10 protein-coding genes and 1 tRNA gene are annotated in these 14,319 nt (G+C 39.9%); 6 read left to right on the top strand and 5 right to left on the bottom strand.

Going from position 1 to position 14,319, the window contains the following annotated elements:
• Positions 1 to 1,254 carry an FAD-dependent hydroxylase gene (locus NMG88_RS08645; protein ID WP_254035322.1) on the bottom strand — a complete coding sequence of 418 codons (1,254 nt, stop codon included), beginning with the start codon at positions 1,252 to 1,254 and terminating at the stop codon, positions 1 to 3.
• Between the two features lie 303 nt (positions 1,255 to 1,557).
• Between NMG88_RS08645 and NMG88_RS08650 the strand changes: the two genes are divergently transcribed.
• Positions 1,558 to 2,643 carry a glucokinase gene (locus tag NMG88_RS08650; protein ID WP_026786234.1) on the top strand — a complete coding sequence of 362 codons (1,086 nt, stop codon included), beginning with the start codon at positions 1,558 to 1,560 and terminating at the stop codon, positions 2,641 to 2,643.
• A gap of 60 nt (positions 2,644 to 2,703) precedes the next feature.
• Here NMG88_RS08650 and NMG88_RS08655 read toward each other — a convergent pair whose 3' ends face one another.
• From NMG88_RS08655 to NMG88_RS08665, 3 genes are all read right to left on the bottom strand, one after another.
• Positions 2,704 to 3,525, bottom strand: a complete 822-nt coding sequence (locus tag NMG88_RS08655) for an inositol monophosphatase family protein (RefSeq protein WP_027248740.1) — start codon at positions 3,523 to 3,525, stop codon at positions 2,704 to 2,706.
• Between the two features lie 70 nt (positions 3,526 to 3,595).
• Positions 3,596 to 4,111, bottom strand: coding sequence for a thermonuclease family protein (locus NMG88_RS08660; protein ID WP_264477065.1), 516 nt, complete (start codon positions 4,109 to 4,111; stop codon positions 3,596 to 3,598).
• 46 nt (positions 4,112 to 4,157) lie between these two features.
• Entirely contained in the window at positions 4,158 to 4,526 is a 369-nt protein-coding gene (locus tag NMG88_RS08665; RefSeq protein ID WP_026794625.1) for a 2Fe-2S iron-sulfur cluster-binding protein, read from the bottom strand.
• Between the two features lie 83 nt (positions 4,527 to 4,609).
• Between NMG88_RS08665 and NMG88_RS08670 the strand changes: the two genes are divergently transcribed.
• The 5 genes from NMG88_RS08670 to NMG88_RS08690 all read left to right on the top strand — a co-directional run bounded on the left by NMG88_RS08670 (position 4,610) and on the right by NMG88_RS08690 (position 13,764).
• A tRNA-Ser gene (locus tag NMG88_RS08670) sits at positions 4,610 to 4,696 on the top strand.
• 224 nt (positions 4,697 to 4,920) lie between these two features.
• On the top strand, positions 4,921 to 5,934 hold the full coding sequence (locus tag NMG88_RS08675; RefSeq protein WP_254034627.1) for a DnaJ C-terminal domain-containing protein: 1,014 nt from the start codon (positions 4,921 to 4,923) through the stop codon (positions 5,932 to 5,934).
• Positions 5,935 to 6,407: 473 nt separating this feature from the next.
• The gene (gene crtO / locus NMG88_RS08680; RefSeq protein ID WP_227351118.1) at positions 6,408 to 8,114 is read left to right on the top strand and encodes a beta-carotene ketolase CrtO; all 1,707 of its coding nucleotides are present in this window, start codon (positions 6,408 to 6,410) and stop codon (positions 8,112 to 8,114) included.
• Between the two features lie 117 nt (positions 8,115 to 8,231).
• A complete protein-coding gene (locus NMG88_RS08685; protein WP_227351117.1) occupies positions 8,232 to 8,786 on the top strand; it encodes a pentapeptide repeat-containing protein in 555 nt (184 codons plus the stop codon).
• Between the two features lie 628 nt (positions 8,787 to 9,414).
• A complete protein-coding gene (locus NMG88_RS08690) occupies positions 9,415 to 13,764 on the top strand; it encodes a transporter substrate-binding protein (protein WP_254032382.1) in 4,350 nt (1,449 codons plus the stop codon).
• A 50-nt stretch (positions 13,765 to 13,814) separates the two neighbouring features.
• On the opposite strand, the gene NMG88_RS08695 is transcribed toward NMG88_RS08690, so the two are convergent.
• Positions 13,815 to 14,261: an SH3 domain-containing protein gene (locus NMG88_RS08695; RefSeq protein ID WP_042157793.1), complete on the bottom strand. Its 447-nt coding sequence runs from the start codon at positions 14,259 to 14,261 to the stop codon at positions 13,815 to 13,817.
• Positions 14,262 to 14,319: the final 58 nt, after the last annotated feature.

Genomic DNA, 14,319 nt, shown 5'->3' on the forward strand with positions numbered 1-14,319 from the left:
TTAAGGGTTAAGTTTTGGCGCACGACCGATTAGACCTGTCATTAATCTTAATGCCAAATAGCGGAATATTTGCACCTTTGTTAATACCCCTAATCCTAGGCGACGCAAACTAACTTTTAGAGTCCAATCTCCTGAGAAAGTTCTATCCAAGAAATCCGTTAATCCCAAAACAATTAAATTCTCCTTTTGTCGCCAACCTTCATACCGTTTTAACACCCGTTTTTGCCCAATATCCTCACCTTTTTGAGTTGCTATTTTCAATACTTCTGCTAAAGCTCCCCCATCCCGAATCCCCATATTTAAACCCTGTCCTCCTACGGGATGACAACAATGGGCGGCATCTCCAACTAGAGCTAATCGGTGTTGAATATAGCGATCGCTCTGCATTAATTGTACTGGATAAACATAGCGATCGCTCAATAATTCCAACTTTCCTAATAATCCTCCGGTGCGATATTCTAATAACTTTAAAAACTCCGTTTCATCTAATTCTTTTAAAGCCTGGGCTTCAGCATGGGGAGCCGTCCACACCACCTGACAGCGATTTCCGGGTAAGGGTAAAACCCCCATGGGGCCACTTGGCCAAAACCGTTCAAAGGCAATATTTTGATGGGATTTTTCCGTTTTAATCGTCATCGCAATACAAGATTGCCAATATTTCCAACCGTGGGTTTTAATTCCCGCTTCTTCCCGCAATCGAGATTTAGAACCATCGGCTGCTACAATAATTTTACTATAAAAAGTGTTAAGATTACCTTGATTTTCAATTTCAACTTCTACATAATCGGGATGATAATTAACATTTTTTAAACTAGCCGGACATTGCCAAGAAATATTCGGACATTGGGATAAAAATTCATACATTGCCGATAAAATTATCCCATGTTCACCGACATATCCTAATTGATCTGTTCCCAAATCTTGACACATAAACTGCACCACCCTATGATAATCAGAATCACTTAAATTAATCTGATAAAAGGTAGTAATTTTTGTGATAATTTCATCCCAAACTCCAATGGATTTAAGAATACGTCCCGTTTGTAAAGTCAAAGCATAAGCCTGTTTTTTACTAATTGCAACATCTGGCTGTTGGGATTCAATTATTGTTATTTTCAACCCCGAATCTTTCAACCCACAAGCCAAAGTTGCCCCAACAATTCCACCCCCAACAATAACAACATCATAATCGATCTTGGGTTTTGATGAATCGACGACAGAAGATTGAGTTTGTAACCGCGACTGCACCAGCATTGTATTATGTGACTATATTTATAATTTGACTATAGCAATTCTAAATCAATCGTGGTAGGGGTAATTCATGAATTACCCCTACCGTCAGGGTTAAATTTGAAAAAATATGACAACTCAAATAGGATTGCTATAGCTCTATTCTTACACAGTTATCAGTTATTCGTCTATTACCCATTACCTATAACGGATTTTAAGCGAATTACGCAGATTAACACAGATTAAAATCCGTGAAATCCTCTTAAATCCGTGATCCCTATTCCTATATGTCACAATAGGGGGGATAAAACATTAATCACTGTAAGTATGACATTATTATTAGCCGGAGATATTGGGGGAACAAAAACGATTTTGCGCTTGGTGGATGGGACGGAAATTGTGAAAGGGAGCCAAACCCAAGAGCGATTAAAAACCCTCTATGAATCCCGTTATTTAAGTGGGGATTATCCTGATTTAGTTCCCATTGTAAAACAATTTTTACAGGAAGCAAGGGAACAATTGGGTGAGAATTTGCATCCCGAAAAAGCCTGTTTTGCCATTGCGGGGCCAGTGGTGCATCAAACCGCCAAATTAACCAATTTACCTTGGCAATTAGATGCTCAATATTTGGGGTCAGAATTAGCTATTTCCCAGGTAACTTTAATTAATGATTTTGAGGCGGTGGGATATGGTGTTACGGGTTTACCAGAAAGCGATCTTTTAGTATTACAAAAAGGACAGCCCCAGGCGGATTCACCTATTGGAGTGATTGGGGCGGGAACTGGCTTAGGTCAATGTTTTGTGACACCTTTAGCTAATGGAATCAAAGTCTATCCCTGTGAAGGAGGTCATACGGATTTTGCCCCACGTTATGAATTAGAATTTCAGTTAATGAAGTATTTATTAGCTAAACATAGTATTGATAGAATATCCGTAGAACGGGTGGTATCTGGGCCAGGGATTATAGCGATTTATCAGTTTTTACGCGATACTGCTACGCAACGCTGGCGCGATCGCAATATGGCTACAGAATCTCCAGAAATTAGCGATATTGTCAAGGAGTGGGAACATCAAATTGGGTTAACAGAAGTAACAGTTGATCCCGCCGCGGCTATTTCTCAAGCTGCTTTAGAAAAACGGGATCATTTATCAGAACAAACCATGCAGCTTTTTGTAGAATCCTATGGAGCAGAAGCGGGAAATTTAGCGTTAAAACTATTACCCTATGGCGGGTTATATATTGCTGGAGGAATTGCACCTAAGATTTTACCTTTATTAGAAACTTCTGAATTTATGCAGGCTTTTTCTAATAAAGGACGCATGAAACCGATATTAGCAAAAGTTCCCGTTTATGTAGTCTTAAATCCCCAAGTGGGATTAATTGGGGCGGCGGTTTGTGCCGCGATTTTTTAACCTTTAAAAATAGTAGGGGTAATTCATGAATTGCCCCTACTTGAGTATAAAAATCCCATATTATTTGTCTTTCCAACTGGATAACGGAGGGGTTTCTGTTAACGCTTGACTTAAACTTTCATGTAAATAACCATTAGTTGCTAAAATTCGACCCGAACTAATTTGAAACGGACTGGTATCATAAGCTGTTACTTTCCCTCCCGCTTCTTCTACTAATACAATTCCCGCCGCCATATCCCAAGGAGATAAACCCCTTTCCCAATAGCCATCTAACCGTCCACAGGCCGTATGTGCTAAATCAATTGAAGCCGCCCCACTGCGACGAACTCCCTGGGTTAAATGGGTTAAATGGGCAAATTCGGCATAATTATTATCCGTGGTTTCTCGGCGATCATAGGCAAAGCCTGTGACTAATAAACTTTTATCTAAACTATTGGTTTTAGATACACTAATTAAACGATTATTGCAAGTTGCTCCTAATCCTTTAGCGGCTTGAAATAATTCATCATGGAAGGGATCATAAATCACCCCAACTTGAGGAACGCCATTAATTAATAATCCAATAGAAGCGGAAAAAAACGGATATTGATGGGCGAAATTAGTGGTTCCATCTAAAGGGTCAATAGCCCAAAGATAGGGACTTTTCAAATCACCCAATTCCCCCGATTCTTCGGTTAAAATTCCATGGTCAGGGACATGACGCTCCAATACGGCTAAAATCGCCGCTTCCGATGCCTTATCCGCTTCGGTGACTAAATCCCCAGACCGTCCCTTTTCCTGAACATCTGTTAAATTTCCCAAATAGTATTTTAAAACAGCACCCCCCGCCTGAGCAGCTAAGGTGGCAACATCTAAAAAAAACTGTAATTCATTTTTAGTCATATTATTTCAGCATTCGTAATTCGTAATTCGTAATTCCCAATTCATAATTGTGCCCACTACTCCCTGCCTTCTAAGGCTGTTGCTGTCGAAATTCCGTTGGTGTTAAACCCATGGGTTTATCGGGGTTCCAAATGCCATTTCCCATGAGTCGGGCATATTCCTGAGCATAGTTAAACCTTTGACTATATTGAGTCTGGAAATTGGAAGTCACCGGGCGATAAATAGAGGATGTTTCTGCTAAAACATATCCTTCTTTGAGCAACTGTTCATTAATTAAAATTCCGTCAATCCAGATATAACCTGAGATGCGACCATAGCGATCTTTTGCGGTTAAATCTGCTTCTAATAGGATTTTTTTACCCTCAGAAAGTTGTTTTAAATGTTGTTTAGCTCTGGTTCCCCAAGGATCTTGTTTCAAGTCAGGGGCAATAATTCCTGCTAATCTAACTTGTTGCAACACCGGAATTTTAGCCGTTTTATCAAGAATTTCCAGGGTTTGACCACTAATCACCCGTTCAACTTTGGTAAAAATGCCTTTGGGAAGGTCAGGTTGAGAACAACTGGTCAGCAGGAGTAATAAACCCAATACTATTGCGCCATACCATTTTCCTCTAAACCTGAAATCCAGTAGATTAGTCTTCGTCCAGGGGTAATCTGGTTTTAACTTTACCTTTACCAAAGTAGCGTCCGAATTGAAGTTCATACACTTCATCCTCGTCTTGGGTTTCCACAACTAAATCGGAGTGGGGATAACTGACACAGAGTAACGCATATCCCTGTTTCTGTAAGTCCGGGGAGAGTCCCATGGCTTCCGGTTGGTACAACTCCCCAGAAACTACCCTTACTGCACAACTGGTACAGGCACCATTGCGACAAGAAAAGGGCAAGTCTACCCCTTGATTTTCGGCACTTTGCAGAATATATCGGTCTTCGGGGACGTTGACATAAAAACGCTCACCTGTCTGACGATAATGAATTTCTACGCGATGGGAACTGGCCATAAAAAAAATTTCTGAGATCGTGTTGACTTTCCGAAATTTATGATAGTATATATTTTCGTGGGTAAAAATGAAATATTCCACCTGGAGAGGTGGCCGAGCGGTTGAAGGCGCGACACTGGAAATGTCGTTTAGGGGTGACTTTAACGAGGGTTCGAATCCCTCCCTCTCCGTTTTTGTTAGAAGGTAATGGGTAATAGGTAATGGGTAATGGGTAATAGAAAGAGTTTACTCCCCCTGCTACCGATGCTCCTCTTGTTCGGACATTGCGATCGCTAGATCAGCAACAACCGAACCCAATCCTGTTAATAAGTTTGATACCCTATATACAGGGAGCATACTATCCAAAAATGAGTAGCCTAGGGATCACTATCACTGTATTGAGGAAAGGGGAAGAATGTCTGCGACTGACTATAAAGACTACTACACGACTTTAGGACTAGATAAAACCGCAACGGCGGAGGATATTAAAAAAGCTTATCGCAAACTAGCCCGCAAATATCACCCGGACATGAATCCGGGGAACAAACAAGCTGAGGCGAGTTTTAAGGATGTCAGCGAAGCCTATGAGGTGTTATCCGACCCTGAGAAACGTGGAAAATATGATCAATTCGGTCAATATTGGAATCAAGCTGGAGCGACAGGTTGGCCGGGTGGTGCGGGTTCGGCTCAAGACTTTAGCGGGTTTGATTTTAGTCAATTTAACAGTTTTGATGATTTTATTAATAGTCTTTTAGGTCGTGGGGCTACCGGGGCTAGACCCGGAAGTAGTAGCAGTCGTAGTTATTCCTATCGGACTCAAACTGGAAACCCTTCTGGATTTGGGGGGAGTCCCTACGGTAATGATCTTGGTTCGGGATTTAACACCCGTAATCCTTCCTCTGTCGCTGATACGGAAGCGATTATTACTCTAACTCTGGCTGAAGCCTTTCATGGGGTACAAAAACGCTTTGCAACTGGAGAGGTAACGATTCCGTCGGGAGTTAAGCCTGGAAGTCGGATTCGAGTGAGAGGCCAAGGTCAACTTGACCCCTACAATCAACAACGGGGGGATTTATACCTGAAAGTGGAAATTCAACCCCATAGCTTTTTTCAATTTGATGGGGATAATCTGGTTTGTGAAGTTCCGGTTACTCCCGATGAAATGGTTTTAGGGACATCAATTGAAGTTCCGACACCTGATGGGATGGTGACGATGAATATTCCAGCCGGAATTCGTTCAGGACAGTCGTTAAGGTTACGGGGCAAAGGATGGCCAAAACCTAAAGGAGGCGGTCGCACGGATCAATTAGTTAAAATTATTGTTGTGCCACCAAAAGAAATTAGTCCAAGTGAACGGGAATATTATGAGAAAATTCGTGCCAGTCGCACGTTTAATCCCCGCAATAGTTTAAAAGACATCAAGCTTTGAAGGGGAATAGGCAATAGGAATAGGCAATAGGCAATAGGCAATAGGCAATAGATTTTTATTCCCATAAATACCGAAAATGCTTACTTTTGTATCTTGACAAAACACGCGAAATATGTATATCAAGCCCTAAAAGAATTAAAGTCAGCAATTTTGCCGATCAAACTTGTTAACTTTATAGATTTTCAAACTCCAGTAATATTGCCATAATTGGCGCACAGTAGCAGAGGGATGTGTCCTGTACGCTCCGAGATTATATAAATACTTTTGAGTAATTCAGGGGAGTCTAATATAATCTCAATCCGGTGGCATCTCTCTTTGAAGATGTGGTAGCGGGTTCGTAAGTAGGGGTTGAAGTCACAAAAGGTCTAAGTTCCCCTTTGATGTGATATTTGTTCACCCCTACACTTTTTTTTGCTCTAGCAGGGAATAGGGAATAATATAAAAAGTTCCAATCTATTGGTACACTCGAAAAAGTGATCAATAATTGGTTTTTTATGTCTACTTATGATGTGATTATCATTGGTGCAGGTCATAATGGGTTAGTTTGTGCGGCCTATCTCCTCAAAGCCGGATATAGTGTTTTACTATTAGAAAAACGTTCCGTTCCTGGGGGTGCGGCCACAACGGAAGAAGTCATGGCAGAAGACGCACCCGGATTTAAGTTTAACCTCTGTGCAATTGATCATGAATTTATCCATCTTGGCCCGGTGGTGCAGGAATTAGAATTAACCAAATACGGCTTAGATTATTTATATTGTGACCCGGTGGTGTTTTGTCCGCACCCCGATGGACGGTATTTTTTAGCTCATCGTTCCGTGGAAAAAACCTGTGCGGAAATTGCGCGATATAGTGAAAGAGATGCGAAAAAATATAAGGAATTTGTTGAATATTGGCAACGAATAATGAGTGCGGTTAGTCCTTTATTTAATGCTCCTCCGACTTCAATTATTGATATTGCTAAAAATTTTGATCGGGATTCTTTTCTGGATTTATTAGCAGTATTAGGAGGAAAGGATAAAATCTTGGATTTTGTCAGAACTATGTTAATTAGTCCAGAGGATTTAATTAATGAATGGTTTGATACGGAAATTGTTAAAGCACCTCTGGCTAGATTAGCCTCGGAAATTGGCGCTCCTCCCTCTCAAAAAGGGATTTCTGTGGGTGCTAGTATGTTAGCCATGCGCCATGAACCAGGGATGTCTCGCCCTCGGGGTGGCACAGGAGCGTTAACTCAATCTTTGGTAAATTTAGTTAAACATTTAGGAGGAGTTATTTTAACAGAAACTCCGGTGCAAAAAATATTAATTGATGATGGTCGGGTGGTTGGGGTTAGGGTTTCAGAACATCAAGAATATCGTGCTAAACGGGGTGTAATTTCTAATATTGATGCTCGACGTTTATTTTTACAATGTGTTGACCCGACGGATATTGATGCGGCAGATCCGAATTTAAGAGAACGATTAGAACGAAAAATTATTAATAATAATGAGACTATTCTTAAAATTGATTGTGCGTTGTCGGAACCCTTACGATTTGATGGCTATAATCATCAAGATAGCTATTTAATTGGCTCGGTTTTAATTGCAGATTCCGTAAATCATGTTGAAAAAGCCCATAATTTATGTACAGTTGGTGAAATTCCTGATCAAGATCCTTCGGTTTATTTAGTTGTGCCAACGGTTTTAGATCCTTCGATGGCTCCTGAAGGAAAACACACTTTATGGATTGAATTTTTTGCCCCCTATCAAATAGCAGGAGCCGAAGGAACGGGGTTAAATGGAACCGGATGGACGGATGAGTTAAAATATAAAGTAGCGGATCGGGTGTTGGATAAAATTGCTGAATACGCTCCTAATATTAAGCATTCAGTTTTAGCCCGTCGGGTGGAAAGTCCGGCGGAATTAGGAGAACGTTTAGGATCTTATAAAGGGAATTGCTATCATATTGATATGACCTTAGATCAAATGATTTTTTTCCGTCCCCTACCTGAATTAGCTAATTATACTACCCCAATTCAAGGTTTATTTTTAACGGGTGCAGGAACTCATCCAGGGGGATCAATTTCTGGGATGCCTGGTCGTAATTGTGCTCGTGCATTTATCCAGGCTCAAAAACCTCTTAATCAAGTTTTAAAGCAGACTCAAAATACTCTCAAGTCTGTCTGGAGTCGATTAAGGTAAAGCCATTATCTGAAGAATTGAGACATCAACAAGATGACTAAATTAATATTTTTGATTCCTGTTCCCAATTCCCTGCTATAACAGAAGTATAGTTAGCAACCCATAACCACAAATGTCATGAAGCCACCTGAAACCAGTGCCAATTCTATATTAATGAGTACCCGGGAATTATTGGATCGTTATGCTGCTGGAAAACGGGGTTTTATTGGTGTGAATTTACAATGTGCTGATTTAAGGGGGGCTGTATTAAAAGGGATTTTATTGTGGCAAGCTAATCTCAAGTCCGCTAATTTAAGTGGGGCTGATTTAAGTAATGCCCATTTATTTGCTAACTTAATTCAAACGAATTTAAGTGGTGCTGACCTATCGAGTGCCAAATTGATTTATGCAGATTTAAGAAAGGCGGATTTAACCCGTGCTAAGTTATTCAAAACTAATTTGAAAGGGGCGGATTTAAGGGGGGCGGATTTAAGAGGGGCTAAGTTAATTTATACTAATTTGGATGGAGCTAATTTAAAAGGTGCTAATTTAAAAGGGGTAATTTTATTTGCTGTTAATTTGAATCAAGCGAATTTAGTGGGAACTGATTTGAGCGAAACTACACTAATTAAAACTGATACTAGGTATACAATTTTATCGGAATCTGAGGAAAATCAAGATATAAAATATTAAAGTTGTGAAACTGTCCTAAATATCTGTTAAGTAGTTGCACAAAATAAATTACCTAGTTGAGAGAGGGAACAGCCACCCTAGCCCCCCGTGCACGGGGGGCTAGGGGGGAGGGAACAGGGTAGAGGATGTGTAATTAATTTTGTTTAGGTACTTATAATATTTTTAAGTTTAAAATAGTTTCTAAGGTTAATTGTAGATTAGTTTTAAGTTGGTTTTGTGAATGGCGATCGCTTAAATAATCCAGATGTTTATGTGCTCCTGTGGAAATTTTAAATAAGCGGTTTTCCTGCTGTATTTTTGTAAAGAATGTAGGAATATTACCTCGATTTAGTAATAATATTTCAGCTAATTTAGAATAGTTACATTTTCATTAGGCAAACTCAAGAAACCCGGTTTTTTCCGAGGGACTTTTAGGGATTTCCATCAGCTTACCTGCCTAGCTCTACAAGAAGGAGAATGTCAATGCTAAGATTAAAGAATTGTTGAATTAGGGATTTAGGCTCATTGCAGCTTAAACTATTGTGATAGGACAGGTCTATCTTATTGATTCTATCAAGGGTAAAGAATTTGAGGGTGCAGCTATCTTACCCGAAGTCAAAAATTGAGTTCTACCAGCCATTAATCAACTATGTCAGGTGTACGAGTCGGGTTACTGCATTCTCTAAGTGGAGCGATGGCTTATAGGGAAAGACCATTGCTAGAAACTGAATTAATGACCATTGCCCAAATTAATGATCAGGGGGGGGTTTTAGGGCAAATCATTGAACCCGTTATTGAAGATGGTGCTTCAGACTGCTTCACCTTTGAACAAAAAGCCCAAAAATTAATTCAACAGGATGGTGTCACGACCCTTTTTGGCTGTTGGACGACTGCAAGTCGTCACGCCGTTAGACCGGTGCTTGAAGCCTTTAATGCTCAACTTTGGTATCCGGCTTCCTACGAAGGGTTAGAAAATTGTAGCCAAATTTTCTACACAGGATTTTGTGCGAATCAGCAAGTAGAATTAACTATTAATTGGTTATTGCGAAACCAGAAAACTCGATGTTATTTATTGGGTTGGGATCAGGTGTTTTCCTATACCCTAAATAAACTGATGAAAGTCCACCTCAAACATTATGGTGGGGAGGTAGTTGGAGAAGCATATCTTCCATCTTCAACAATGGATTTTGAAGCGATTATTACTCGGATTCGACAGGCACAACCGGATATTATTATTAATACTCTCAGAGGCGATCGCAATTTAAGTTTTTATCGCCAATTTTATGAAAGTGGAATTAAGGCTTCTGATTTACCAATTTTAGCAACCTCTCTCTCGGAATCTGAAGTACAAAAACTTCAAGAGGCTGCCGTTGGTCACTTCAGTTGTTTTCATTATTTTCAAAGTTTAAATACCCCAGAAAATCATCAATTTGTTCAAGTATTTAAACGCTTTTATGGAGAAGAACGGGTTATTAATAACTCTATGGCAACCGCCCATACTCAAATTCATCTCTGGAAACAAGCCGTTGAATTAGCTGAATCTTTTGATGTAGAACGGGTGAAAATTGCAGCCTATGGACAGTGTTTTGTGTCTCCTGGAGGGTTAGTCCGTCTAGAACCAAATCATCATGTTGCTAAGGTTTGTCGCATTGGTCAGGTATTACCAAATCAGGAATTTGAGGTTTTATATACCAGTGAAAAACTGATTAAACCTTTGCCTTGGTTGGGGTTTAATGAAGATAATTTTAATGCCTCTGGTATTGTTTTTGAGTTGTTATCTGAAGTGAGTCAAGGCATTGAAAGAGCCGAACAATTGGAACAAAAATCGATTGAACTGGAAGCAACAAAGGCACAACTCCAGCAGGAAATTGAAACTCGCAAACAGTTTGAATTAGCACTTCAAAAAGCTAATGAACAATTAGAAAAAAAGGTAGCAGAACGCACCGCTGCATTAAAAGAATCAAATGATAATTTAGTCCAAGAAATTGTCCAGCATCAACGATCAGAAAATGCTCTTCGCATGGCTACAGATCAACTACAAACGGTCTTAGAAGCAGTTCCGGGAACGGTTTCTTGGATTGACTCAGATTTGTGTTATATCGAAGTGAATCAACGATTAGCCAATATGCTTAACCTTCCTAGGGAGCGTTTTATCGGTCAACATATTGGATTTTTAGGAACCAGTTCGGAATTCCAAGATTTTGTTCAAGATTTATTTGATAGTCCTGAAATTGACGCCTATCGAGAAGTCAGAAATCAGGTGAATGGGGAATGGCGACACTATTTAATTGTGGCCCAAAAATATAATTATAATCGAGCAGCTTTTGTAGTCGGAATTGATATCACCGAACGCAAACAAGCTGAAGAATCTTTAAGAAATGCTAAAAATCAACTACAAACGGTCTTAGAAGCAGTTCCGGGAACGGTTTCTTGGATTGACTCAGATTTGTGTTATATCGAAGTGAATCAACGATTAGCCAATATGCTTAACCTTCCTAGGGAGCGTTTTGTCGGTCAACATATTGGATTTTTAGGAACCAGTTCGGAATTCCAAGATTTTGTTCAAGATTTATTTAATAGTCCTGAAATTGACGCCTATCGAGAAGTCAGAAATCAGGTGAATGGAGAATGGCGACACTATTTAATTGTGGCTCAAAAATACAATCATAATCAGGCGGCTTTTGTGGTCGGAATTGACATTACTGATCGCAAACAGGCTGAAGAATCTTTGAGAAATGCTAAGAATCAATTGCAAACAGTATTAGAAGCGGTTCCGGGGACAGTTTCTTGGATTAATTCAGACCTACGTTATATCGAAGTTAATCAACGGTTGGCAGATATGTTTGGGATGCCAAGGGAAACTTTTATTGATCAACATATTGGTTTTTTAGGCAATCATTCGGGGTTTACTCAATTCATCGAGGATTTATTTAATAGTTACGCTATTGATGCCTTTCAAGAGGTAGCATTTTTCCTGCATAACAAGTTACGATATTATTTAATTGTGGCTCAAAAATATAATGATAATCAAGCGGCCTTTGTGGTCGGAATTGATATTACAGAACGCCGGGAAGCTGAAGCAGCACTAAGATTAAGCCAAGACCAATTAGAAGCGGTATTAGATGTGGTTCCAGGTACGGTTTCTTGGATTAGTTCGGATTTACGTTATTTGGGAGTCAATCGTTATTTGGCATCAACTTTTGACCTCCAACCTGAAGATTTTGTTAATCAAGATATTGGGTTTTTGAAAGCTAGTTTTGAGTTTAATGATTTTGTCCGAAACTTTTTTGATTATCCCGAAAAAGACTCCTATCAAGAAGTCATGTCTGTAATTCAAGGCAAACCTCGGAATTATTTAATTGTTGCCCATAAATATAATCAAAATCAAGCCGCTTTCTTTGTGGGAATCGATATTACCGAACGGAAACAAGCGGAAGAAGCGTTAAAACAAGCTGAAGCTAACTATAGGAGTATTTTTGAGAATGCGGTTGAAGGCATATTTCAAACCACACCCACGGGGATTTATTTAAGTGCAAATCCAGCTTTAGCTCGAATTTACGGTTATCAATCTCCTGAAGAATTAATCCAGAATATAACCAATATTCAAGACCAACTCTATGTTCAACCCCAACGTCGCCAACAGTTTGTTAAACTATTGGCAGAACAGGGGGCAATTGTTGGTTTTGAATCTCAAATCCGACGCTTAGACGGACAGTTAACTTGGATTTCAGAAAATGCTTTTGCTGTCCGAGATGAAGCTGGAAACCTACTCCATTATGAAGGAACCGTTGAAGATATTAACGAGCGCAAACAAGCAGAAGCCGCCCTACAAAGGGCAATGGAACAGTTAGAAATTCGGGTAGAAGAACGCACTGCCGCCCTCCGAGAAGCCAATCATCAATTAGTTCGAGAAGTTGCCGAAAGAACCAGGATTGAAAATGCCTTACGAGAGTCGGAAGCTGAATTGAGAGCTTTATTTGCTGCGATGACAGATGTAATTACAGTGTTTGATTCAGAAGGAAGATATAAAAAGATTGTCACCACAAATTCAGAGGTTTTATATAGTCCCACGGAAGAACTACTTGGGAAAACTGTGTTTGAAGTTTTTCCAGCTAGTCATGCCACTTTATTTTATAATCAAATTCAAGAAGTATTAAACACAAAGCAAACTTTAAATATTGAATATAGTTTAGTTTCTGCTGAATATAAACCCGGACATCCTGGAACTAATTCATCCCCTTTAAATCCTGGAGATGAAGTTTGGTTTGCAGCAATGGTGTCTCCCATGCCGGATAATTGTGTGATTTGGGTGGCAAGAAATACGACGGAAAGACGTCGGGTTTTAGAAGCATTACAAGCCGAACGGGAAAAATCAGAACGGTTATTATTAAATATTCTCCCTCCTTCCATTGCCGAACAATTAAAACAGAATCAGCATTCTATTGCCGAGCGCTTTGAACAAGCTACGATTATGTTTGCAGATATTGTTGATTTTACCGGATTTTCTGCTCGCATTTCTCCCTCAGAATTAGTCAATTTCCTGAATCAAGTTTTCTCCGCTTTTGATGAATTAGCCGAAAAACATCATTTAGAAAAAATTAAAACCATTGGAGATTCCTACATGGTGGCGGGCGGTTTACCCACTCCTCGCCATGACCACGTGGAAGCGATGGCAGAAATGGCTTTAGATATGCAGGCAGAAATTCGCCGATTTCAAGGACAAATGGGTCAATCTTGTAATTTAAGAATTGGAATTAATACCGGGCCAGTGGTGGCGGGTGTAATTGGCACGAAAAAATTTATCTATGATTTATGGGGAGACGCCGTTAATATTGCTTCTCGGATGGAATCCCAAGGAGAAGTGGGTAAAATCCAAGTTACAGCCACTACTAAAAACCTTTTAAATGGTAAATATGACTTTGAAGAACGGGGTTTAATTGATGTTAAAGGTCGAGGAGAAATGCTCACCTATTGGTTAACTAAACGCCGATTGGTATAATATAGCAACCGCTAAGGCAGATTACTCGGCGGTTGAAACCGCCGAAAATTTCAATCTTTTTCCGTATTTCCACCTTTAATCCATCCCGTGCGATCTCTATCAGTCAAAACCCGCACTTTTTGCCATTGTTTATCATCACTTTCTCCCAGGACAACCACTTTTTCTTGATAGGCAATGCCACCAATTCGGTTAGCCTCGGTACTGGGAGTATCGCGTAAAATCAAACCGATAGGCTGGGTCACAATCGCCCGATAAGCCCCTGGTTCAAGCTTTTCTGCTTCGGGAGTTGGGATCGGGGTTGGCGTGACCGCGGCTTGGGGAGTAACGGGCTTTGCTGCTATTTTTGGTTGGGGGTTATCATTGGGAAAAGTCGGACGTTCTGGAAGTTCTGATAAACGGGCTGCGAAATATAAAGCTGTAGCGACCGTTGCACCCGCTAAAATTAAAATTGCCAGAAAAAAACCAACAATAAATTTAAAAACACCATAAAGATTCATAGTTTTGGGAATAGTTCTATACATAGGTTTTAAACCCCGATCTAAAGATACCTACTAT

This window comes from Planktothrix agardhii, from assembly GCF_904830935.1.
Classification (GTDB): domain Bacteria; phylum Cyanobacteriota; class Cyanobacteriia; order Cyanobacteriales; family Microcoleaceae; genus Planktothrix; species Planktothrix agardhii.

Bases quoted from the DNA above. Each gene is read 5' to 3' on its own strand.
- NMG88_RS08645 (WP_254035322.1), bottom strand. From the start codon at position 1,254: ATGCTGGTGCAGTCGCGGTTACAAACTCAATCTTCTGTCGTCGATTCA.
- NMG88_RS08650 (WP_026786234.1), top strand. From the start codon at position 1,558: ATGACATTATTATTAGCCGGAGATATTGGGGGAACAAAAACGATTTTG.
- NMG88_RS08655 (WP_027248740.1), bottom strand. From the start codon at position 3,525: ATGACTAAAAATGAATTACAGTTTTTTTTAGATGTTGCCACCTTAGCT.
- NMG88_RS08665 (WP_026794625.1), bottom strand. From the start codon at position 4,526: ATGGCCAGTTCCCATCGCGTAGAAATTCATTATCGTCAGACAGGTGAG.
- NMG88_RS08675 (WP_254034627.1), top strand. From the start codon at position 4,921: ATGTCTGCGACTGACTATAAAGACTACTACACGACTTTAGGACTAGAT.
- NMG88_RS08685 (WP_227351117.1), top strand. From the start codon at position 8,232: ATGAAGCCACCTGAAACCAGTGCCAATTCTATATTAATGAGTACCCGG.
- NMG88_RS08690 (WP_254032382.1), top strand. From the start codon at position 9,415: ATGTCAGGTGTACGAGTCGGGTTACTGCATTCTCTAAGTGGAGCGATG.
- NMG88_RS08695 (WP_042157793.1), bottom strand. From the start codon at position 14,261: ATGAATCTTTATGGTGTTTTTAAATTTATTGTTGGTTTTTTTCTGGCA.